We start from the raw sequence: 7,275 nt of genomic DNA on the forward strand, positions 1-7,275 counted from the left end.
GCGGGCCTTAGTCCGCCATGTCCTCGATCTTGGCGTTCTTGATCAGGTCGGCCTGGTAGGTGGCCAGGGCCTGCTGGCGCAGCATTTCCTCGAGCTGCGGCTTGACCTCGTCGAAGGGCGGGAAGGTGATGGGACGGACGTCCTCGACCTGGATGATGTGCCAGCCGAACTGCGTCTGCACGGGTTTTTCGCTGAGCTGGCCTTTTTTCATGGTCTCGACCGCCTGGGCGAACTCGGGGACGTAGTTGCTGGTCGGGCCCCAGCCCAGTTCGCCGCCGTTCTTGCCGCTGCCGGTGTCGATGGAATCCTTTTTGGCGGCCGCCTCGAAGGTCACCTTGCCGGACTTGATGTCCTTGGCGAGCGCCACGGCCTGCTGTTCGTCCTTGAGCAGGATGTGCCGCAGCTTGTATTCCTGCCGCTGGCCCTGCTCGGCCTTGATGACCTCGTATTCCTTGCGCAGGTCGTCCTCGGTGACGGGGTTGTCCTTGAGGTGCTTGGTCATCAGCGCGCGCACCAGGATGCCCTGCGTGGCGAGCTCGGTTTCCTGGCGCACCGTGGCGTCCTTTTCCAGCCCGGCCTTTTTCGCCGCCTGGACGGCCACCAGGCGGTTGATCATTTCCTTTTTCACCTGGGCGCGCAGCTGCGGGGTGTCCTGGGCGCCTTGCGAAACCAGCAGGCTGACGAACTGGTCGAAGTGTTCCTGCGTGATGGCCTGGCCGTCGACCTTGGCGATGTCCTTGGCATGGACCGGCAGTGTCAGGGTGCAGGCGATGGCCAGAGCAGCGATTCGTTTCATGAATGTCCTTCGGATGGAGTGGTACCGGCCGTGATGGCCAGCGCGTGGATGGGGTGGGGCATCAGGTCGCGCACGCAATCATACACAAGGCGATGGCGGGCGAGCGTTCCAAGCCCCTGGAAATGCTTGGACACGATCCGCACGCGAAAGTGCCGTGCCCCGCCCTGGGCACCGGCGTGGCCCACGTGCAGGTGGGACTCGTCGTGGATGTCGAGCGTGTCGGGCTCGAGCCTGGCAAGGCGTTCGGCGAGCAGGGCGTCGAGCGCATCCGGGTCGGTCGGGCCGCCTCGATGCGCATCCGGGGACGGGTCCCTGGGATGGCCGGGCGCGCTCATGGCTCGTCGCGCCCGGGCGCGGAGCCCTCGGCCTGGATGTGGCGGCCGAGCCAGATGGATTGCCCCACGGCAAAGACCAGCAGCAGCGCCATCAGGCCGAAGACCTTGAAGTTCACCCATTGCGCCTCGGTGAACCGGCCCGAGAATGCGACGTACAGGTTGAGCGCGCCCGAGCCGATGAAAAACAGCGCCCAGCTGTCGTTGAGGCGGCCCCAGGCCGTGTCGGGCAGGGCGATCTTTTCGCCCATGAGCTTGCGCATCAGGTTGCGGCCGAAGACCAGGCGCGCGCCCAGCAGGATGGCGCCGAACAGCCAATACAGCACTGTGGGCTTCCATTTGATGAAGGTCTCGTCGTGCAGCAGCAGGGTCGCGCCGCCAAACACCACGATGACGCTCAGGTTGATCCAGTGGGTGGCCTCGATGGCCCGTCCGGTCGCCTTGAGCCAGGCGATCTGCGCCACGGCCGCGATCATCGCCACCGCCGTGGCCGTGAAGATGTCCGCGAACTTGAACGCCAGAAAGAACAGGATCAGCGGGAACAGGTCGAACAGGAATTTTTTCATTCGTCCGGTACGAAGCGCAGTGACAGGGAGTTGATGCAGTAGCGCAGGCCCGTGGGCGGCGGCCCGTCGGGAAAGACGTGGCCCAGGTGGGCGTCGCAGACGTTGCAGAGGATCTCGGTGCGCACCATGCCGTGGCTGGTGTCGCGTTCCTCGCGCACGTGGGCCGGATCGAGGGGCTGGAAGTAGCTGGGCCAGCCGCAGCCCGCATCGAATTTGGTGTCCGAGGCAAACAGGGGGGTGCCGCAGCAGACACAGTGATAGATGCCGGCCTGGCGGGCGTCCCAGTAGCGCCCGGTGAAGGGCCGCTCGGTGTGCTTGAGCCGGGTGACCGCGAATTCCTCTGGACTGAGTTGGGCGCGCCATTGCGCCTCGGTGCGGGAGACTTTGTCCACGTCCATACCTGCTGTCGTGCGATGAACAGTCTATGTTAATCGACTTTGTCCGTGGACGCAGGTGCGCGACGCCCCCGCGGGGATCATGAATATCGCAACGAATCGTGTCGGCCTGGGTTAATATGACGCCCGGCTGTATCTATATGCCGTGACCGCGGCCATTCCGTGGCACGGATTGCGCGTTCCACGTCAAAACGGACGGAGACATCCATGAATTTCATCAAAACGATCAGGCTCACGCTGTGCGCCGGTGCCCTGCTGGCCGCGCTGCCCTTGGCGGCCTCGGCGCAGATCAAGGTCGGCGTCACGGTGTCGGCGACCGGCCCGGCCGCCTCCCTGGGCATTCCCGAGCGCGACACCGTGGCCTTGCTGCCGACCGAGATCGGCGGGCAGGCGGTGCAGTACATCGTCCTGGACGATGCGACCGACACGACGCAGGCCGTCAAGAACATTCGCAAGTTCACCGCCGACGACGGCGTGGACGTGGTGCTGGGAACGTCGGTGACGCCCGCGTCGCTGGCCATGTCCGACGTTGCGGCCGAGACCGGCACCCCCATGATCAGCGTGGCCGCCAGCGCCAAGCTCGTCGAGCCGGTCGACGGGCCGCGCAAGTGGGTCTTCAAGACCCCGCAGAACGATGCGCTGATGGCGCGCGCGCTGGCCGACGCCATGGTCAAGCAGGGCGTCAAGACCCTGGGCTTCATCGGCTTCAGCGATGCCTATGGGGACGGCTGGTTCCAGGAGATGTCCGCCGCGGCGAAGGCCAAGGGCATCCAGGTCCTGGGCGACGAACGCTTCGCGCGCGCCGACACCAGCGTCACCGGCCAGATCCTCAAGCTGCTCTCGGCCAAGCCCGACGGCATCCTCATCGCCGCCTCGGGCACGCCCGTCGCCCTGCCGCAGCGCGAACTGGTCAGCCGCGGCTACCAGGGCATCATCTACCAGACCCACGGCGCCGCCAACAATGACGTGCTGCGCGTGTGCGGCAAGGACTGCGAAGGCATGATCCTGCCGGCCGGCCCGCTGCTGGTGGCCGACCAGCTGCCCGACAGCCATCCGGTCAAGCAAAGCGCCCTGGTCTACAAGAAAGCCTACGAGGACAAGTACGGCGCGGGCACCATCAATACCTTCGGCGGCCACATGTGGGACGCCGGCCAGCTGATCCAGCGCGCCATTCCCAAGGCCCTCGAGTCCGGCGCCAAGCCCGGCACGCCCGAGTTCCGCGCCGCCCTGCGCGACGCGCTCGAGCAGGTCCGCGAATTGCCCGCCTCGCAAGGCGTGTTCAACATGAGCCCCACCGAGCATGCGGGCCTGGACGAGCGCGGCCGCGTGATGGTCAAGGTCGTCGGCGGCAAGTGGACCTACCAGCCGGACCTGTAGGCGCAGTCGCCCGGCCGAGTCATCGATGGACCTCACCATTGCATTGATCCTGCTGCAGGACGGCGTCATGAACGGCGCCATCTATGCCTTGCTGGGCCTGGCCCTGGTGCTGGTGTTCGTCGTGACCCGGGTGATCTTCATTCCCCAGGGCGAGTTCGTCACCTTCGGCGCGCTGACCCTGGCGTTCCTGTCCAACGGCAAGATGCCGGGCACGGTCTATCTGCTGATGCTGCTGGGCGCCCTCGTCTTCGCCGTCGAACTGGCGGCGGCCTGGCGCGGCCGCGACTGGAGCGGGCTGCTGCGGGCCGCCGCCTGGTCCCTGGCGCTGCCCGCCGCGCTCTATGGCGTGGCGCCCCTGGTCGTCGATCCGGGCTCGCCGCTGTGGCTGCGCGTGCTGTTCTCGCTGGCGCTGGTCATCCCCCTGGGGCCCATGATCTACCGCCTGGTGTACCAGCCGGTCGAGCAGGCCAGCGTGCTGGTGCTGCTGATCGTCTCGATCGCCGTCCATTTCGCGTTTACCGGCCTGGGCCTGGTGTTTTTCGGCGCCGAGGGCTGGCGCACGCCGCCCCTGGTCGAGGGCAGCGTGCAGATGGGGCCGGTCGCCTGGACGGCCCAGACCTTCGCGGTGCTCGCCACCTGCGCCATCCTCATCATCGGGCTGTGGCTGTTCTTTGGCCGCACGCTGTACGGCCGCGCCCTGCGCGCGACGGCGGTGAACCGGCGCGGCGCGCGGCTGGTGGGAATCAGCACCAGCATCGCCGGCAAATTGACCTTCACCCTGGCGGCGGCGATCGGCGCGCTCTCGGGCATGCTGATCGCGGCCATCACCACGATCTACTACGATACGGGATTCCTGATCGGCCTCAAGGGCTTCGTGGCCGCGATCTTCGGCGGCCTGGTCAGCTACCCTGTGGCGGCCTTCGGCGCCTTGTTCGTCGGCGTCCTCGAGGCGTTCTCCTCGTTCTGGGCCAGCCCTTTCAAGGAGGCCATCGTCTTTACCCTCATCATCCCGGTGCTGCTGTGGCGTTCGCTGGGCACCACGCACGTGGACGACGAGGAATAGACAAACCATGCGCGCCCGACACCTGCTTGCCTGCATCCTGGTCTTCCTGGCCGTGTTTCCCCTGATCCCGGGCCTGCCGGTGTTCTGGATCACCCAGATGAACTACATCGGGCTCTACAGCCTGGTGGTCCTGGGGCTGGTGCTGTTGACCGGCGTGGGCGGCCTGACGTCCTTCGGCCAGTCCGCCTTCGTCGGCCTGGGCGCCTATGCCACCGCCTGGCTGAGCACCGCCGCCGGGTTCTCGCCCTGGGTGGGCCTGGCCGCCGGCCTGGCACTGACCGCACTGGTGGCGTATGCCCTGGGGGCGATCACGCTGCGCCTGTCCGGGCATTTCCTGCCCCTGTGCACGCTGGCCTGGTGCCTGGCCCTCTATTATCTGTACGGCAACCTGGATTTCCTCGGCCGCTACGACGGCATCGCCGGAATCCCGCCGATCTCGGTGTTCGGCTGGTCGCTGGGGCCCGGCGAGCGCATGTATTACCTGATCTGGGTCCTGCTGCTGCTGGCGATGTGGGCCACCCATAACCTGCTGCACTCGCGCTCGGGCCGCGCCATCCGCTCGCTGCGCAGCGGCACGATGGCCGAGTCCTTCGGCGTGGACCTGGCGCACTACAAGGTGGTGATCTTCGTCTATGCGGCGCTGTTGGGCGGCCTGTCGGGCTGGCTGTACGCCCACATGCAGCGCGCCGTCAGTCCCAGTCCCTTCGGCCTGGGCTATGGCATCGAGTACCTCTTCATGGCGGTGGTCGGCGGCATGGGCAGCGTCTGGGGCGCGGTCGTGGGCACCGGCGTGGTGCTGATCGTCAAGGACCAATTGCAGAATGTGCTGCCCGGCCTGGTCGGCACGTCGGTCAACGTCGAGCTGCTGGTGTTCGGCGTGCTGATGGTGCTGGTGCTGCAGCATGCGCGCGACGGCATCTGGCCGGTGCTGGCGGGCGCCTGGCGGCGCCTGGGCGGGCACGGCGCATCCCGGGCCGTGTCCCCGGACGTCCTCGAGACCGCCCGGCCCCTGCCGCGGCGCGAGCGGCCGGCGGCCGGCGCGTCGGTATTGCGGGTGGCGGGCATCCACAAGGCCTTCGGCGGACTGGTGGCGGTCAACGACATCAGCTTCGAGCTGCGCGCCGGCGAGATCATGGGCCTGATCGGGCCCAACGGCGCCGGCAAGAGCACCACCTTCAATCTGATCAGCGGCGTCACTGCGCTGTCGGGCGGCGAGGTGCGCTTCATGGACCGCCGCATCGACGGCCTGCCCGCGCACGAGATCGCCCGCATGGGGATCGCCCGCAGTTTCCAGCACGTGCAGATCATGCCCGACATGACGGTGCTCGAAAATGCCGCCCTGGGGGCGCACCTGCGCAGCCATGCCGGCGTGATCGCCGCCGCCTTGCACGCCGAACGCGCCGACGAGGCCGCGCTGCTGCGCGAGGCGGCCCAGCAGCTGCAGCGGGTCGGCCTGGGCGCGCACATGCACGAGCTGGCCGGCAATCTGCCCCTGGGCCGCCAGCGCATCCTCGAGATCGCCCGGGCGCTGGCCTGCGACCCGGTGCTGCTGATGCTGGACGAACCCGCCGCGGGCTTGCGCTACAAGGAAAAGCAGGATCTGGCCGAGGTGCTGGATCGCCTGCGCGGCGAGGGCATGAGCATGCTGCTGGTGGAGCACGACATGGATTTCGTCATGAACCTCACCGATCACCTGCTGGTGATGGATTTCGGCACCCGGCTGGCCGAGGGCCGCCCCGAGGAGGTCCAGCGCAATCCGGCGGTGCTCGAGGCCTACCTCGGCGATTGGGCCGACGACGAACCGGCGATGGAGGCCCGCGCATGAGCCCGGCCGTGCCCGATTCCACTGCGCCGGCGGGCGACGTGCTGGCGGTGCGCGGTTTGTCCGCGCACTATGGCAAGGTCGCCGCCCTCACCGATCTGTCGGTCCGCGTCGGCGCCGGCCGCATCGTCACGGTCATCGGCGGCAACGGGGCGGGCAAGTCCACCTTGCTCAATGCCATCATGGGCGCCTTGCCGACCGGCGGCCACAGTCGCGGGGCGGTGGATTTCCTGGGCCACGCAGTCCACGATTGGGCCATCGAGCGCAAGGTGGCCCACGGCATGTCGCTGGTGCCCGAGCGCCGGGAGCTGTTCGGCAGCATGTCCGTCGAGGACAACCTGCTGCTGGGCGGCTTCAGGCTCTATCGCGCCGGGGTGCGCGACTGGCGCGCAACCCTGGACCCGGTGTATGAGCTGTTTCCGCGGCTGCGCGAGCGCGCGCGCCAACAGGCGGGCACGCTGTCGGGCGGCGAGCGCCAGATGCTTGCAGTCGGCCGCGCCCTGATGGCGCAGCCGCGCCTGCTGATGCTGGACGAGCCCAGCCTGGGCCTGGCGCCGCGCATCGTGCGCGAGATCTTCCAGACCATCGCCCGCCTGCGCAGCACCGGGGTGTCGATCCTGCTGGTCGAGCAAAACGCCCGGGCGGCGCTGCGGGTGGCCGATTACGGCTACGTGCTCGAGACCGGCGAACTCGTGCTGGAAGGGCCGGCCGGCGAACTGGCCGGCCACCCGCGGGTCATCGAGAGCTATCTGGGCTTGGGTCGGCGGGCGCCGGATCGCTAGCGGGGGCGGCGCGCATGGCGCGCCAGTGCAGCCATTCGCCGACGATGCCGCGGCGGAAGGCCATCACGCAGACGATGAAGATCAAACCGATGACGATGGTCACCGATTCGCCCAGGATGCGGAACCACTCGATGCCGGTCTG

General features: G+C 67.9%; 8 protein-coding genes and 1 pseudogene. 4 read left to right on the forward strand and 5 right to left on the reverse strand.

What is annotated here, in order from left to right:
• Positions 1 to 7: 7 nt before the first annotated feature.
• Genes OOZ48_RS05025 through msrB form a run of 4 tightly spaced genes read right to left on the reverse strand, consistent with a single transcriptional unit; the run spans position 8 to position 2,092 of the window.
• Positions 8 to 796, reverse strand: coding sequence for a peptidylprolyl isomerase (locus OOZ48_RS05025; protein WP_269496275.1), 789 nt, complete (start codon positions 794 to 796; stop codon positions 8 to 10).
• Complete coding sequence (locus OOZ48_RS05030; protein ID WP_269496278.1) at positions 793 to 1,131, reverse strand: BolA family protein; 339 nt, start codon at positions 1,129 to 1,131, stop codon at positions 793 to 795. Before OOZ48_RS05030 ends, OOZ48_RS05025 begins: the two co-directional genes overlap by 4 nt.
• On the reverse strand, positions 1,128 to 1,694 hold the full coding sequence (locus tag OOZ48_RS05035; RefSeq protein ID WP_269496281.1) for a septation protein A: 567 nt from the start codon (positions 1,692 to 1,694) through the stop codon (positions 1,128 to 1,130). The genes OOZ48_RS05030 and OOZ48_RS05035 overlap by 4 nt, the downstream gene beginning before the upstream one ends.
• On the reverse strand, positions 1,691 to 2,092 hold the full coding sequence (gene msrB / locus OOZ48_RS05040; protein WP_442867529.1) for a peptide-methionine (R)-S-oxide reductase MsrB: 402 nt from the start codon (positions 2,090 to 2,092) through the stop codon (positions 1,691 to 1,693). Before msrB ends, OOZ48_RS05035 begins: the two co-directional genes overlap by 4 nt.
• A 204-nt stretch (positions 2,093 to 2,296) precedes the next feature.
• Between msrB and OOZ48_RS05045 the strand changes: the two genes are divergently transcribed.
• Genes OOZ48_RS05045 through OOZ48_RS05060 form a run of 4 tightly spaced genes read left to right on the forward strand, consistent with a single transcriptional unit; the run spans position 2,297 to position 7,133 of the window.
• Positions 2,297 to 3,466, forward strand: coding sequence for an ABC transporter substrate-binding protein (locus OOZ48_RS05045; RefSeq protein ID WP_269496287.1), 1,170 nt, complete (start codon positions 2,297 to 2,299; stop codon positions 3,464 to 3,466).
• Between the two features lie 25 nt (positions 3,467 to 3,491).
• Positions 3,492 to 4,529, forward strand: a complete 1,038-nt coding sequence (locus tag OOZ48_RS05050) for a branched-chain amino acid ABC transporter permease (protein ID WP_269496289.1) — start codon at positions 3,492 to 3,494, stop codon at positions 4,527 to 4,529.
• Positions 4,530 to 4,536: 7 nt separating this feature from the next.
• Positions 4,537 to 6,354: a branched-chain amino acid ABC transporter ATP-binding protein/permease gene (locus OOZ48_RS05055; RefSeq protein WP_269496291.1), complete on the forward strand. Its 1,818-nt coding sequence runs from the start codon at positions 4,537 to 4,539 to the stop codon at positions 6,352 to 6,354.
• Positions 6,351 to 7,133: an ABC transporter ATP-binding protein gene (locus OOZ48_RS05060; RefSeq protein WP_269496294.1), complete on the forward strand. Its 783-nt coding sequence runs from the start codon at positions 6,351 to 6,353 to the stop codon at positions 7,131 to 7,133. The genes OOZ48_RS05055 and OOZ48_RS05060 overlap by 4 nt, the downstream gene beginning before the upstream one ends.
• Here the strand turns inward: OOZ48_RS05060 and OOZ48_RS05065 are convergent.
• Positions 7,087 to 7,275: pseudogene (locus OOZ48_RS05065) on the reverse strand (hypothetical protein); the annotation flags it as partial. The gene OOZ48_RS05060 and the pseudogene OOZ48_RS05065 overlap by 47 nt on opposite strands.

The organism is Castellaniella sp. S9 (assembly GCF_027257175.1).
Taxonomy (GTDB): Bacteria; Pseudomonadota; Gammaproteobacteria; order Burkholderiales; family Burkholderiaceae_B; genus Castellaniella.

Bases quoted from the DNA above. Each gene is read 5' to 3' on its own strand.
- OOZ48_RS05030 (WP_269496278.1), bottom strand. From the start codon at position 1,131: ATGAGCGCGCCCGGCCATCCCAGGGACCCGTCCCCGGATGCGCATCGA.
- OOZ48_RS05025 (WP_269496275.1), bottom strand. From the start codon at position 796: ATGAAACGAATCGCTGCTCTGGCCATCGCCTGCACCCTGACACTGCCG.
- OOZ48_RS05060 (WP_269496294.1), top strand. From the start codon at position 6,351: ATGAGCCCGGCCGTGCCCGATTCCACTGCGCCGGCGGGCGACGTGCTG.
- OOZ48_RS05035 (WP_269496281.1), bottom strand. From the start codon at position 1,694: ATGAAAAAATTCCTGTTCGACCTGTTCCCGCTGATCCTGTTCTTTCTG.
- OOZ48_RS05045 (WP_269496287.1), top strand. From the start codon at position 2,297: ATGAATTTCATCAAAACGATCAGGCTCACGCTGTGCGCCGGTGCCCTG.
- OOZ48_RS05055 (WP_269496291.1), top strand. From the start codon at position 4,537: ATGCGCGCCCGACACCTGCTTGCCTGCATCCTGGTCTTCCTGGCCGTG.
- msrB (WP_442867529.1), bottom strand. From the start codon at position 2,092: ATGGACGTGGACAAAGTCTCCCGCACCGAGGCGCAATGGCGCGCCCAA.
- OOZ48_RS05050 (WP_269496289.1), top strand. From the start codon at position 3,492: ATGGACCTCACCATTGCATTGATCCTGCTGCAGGACGGCGTCATGAAC.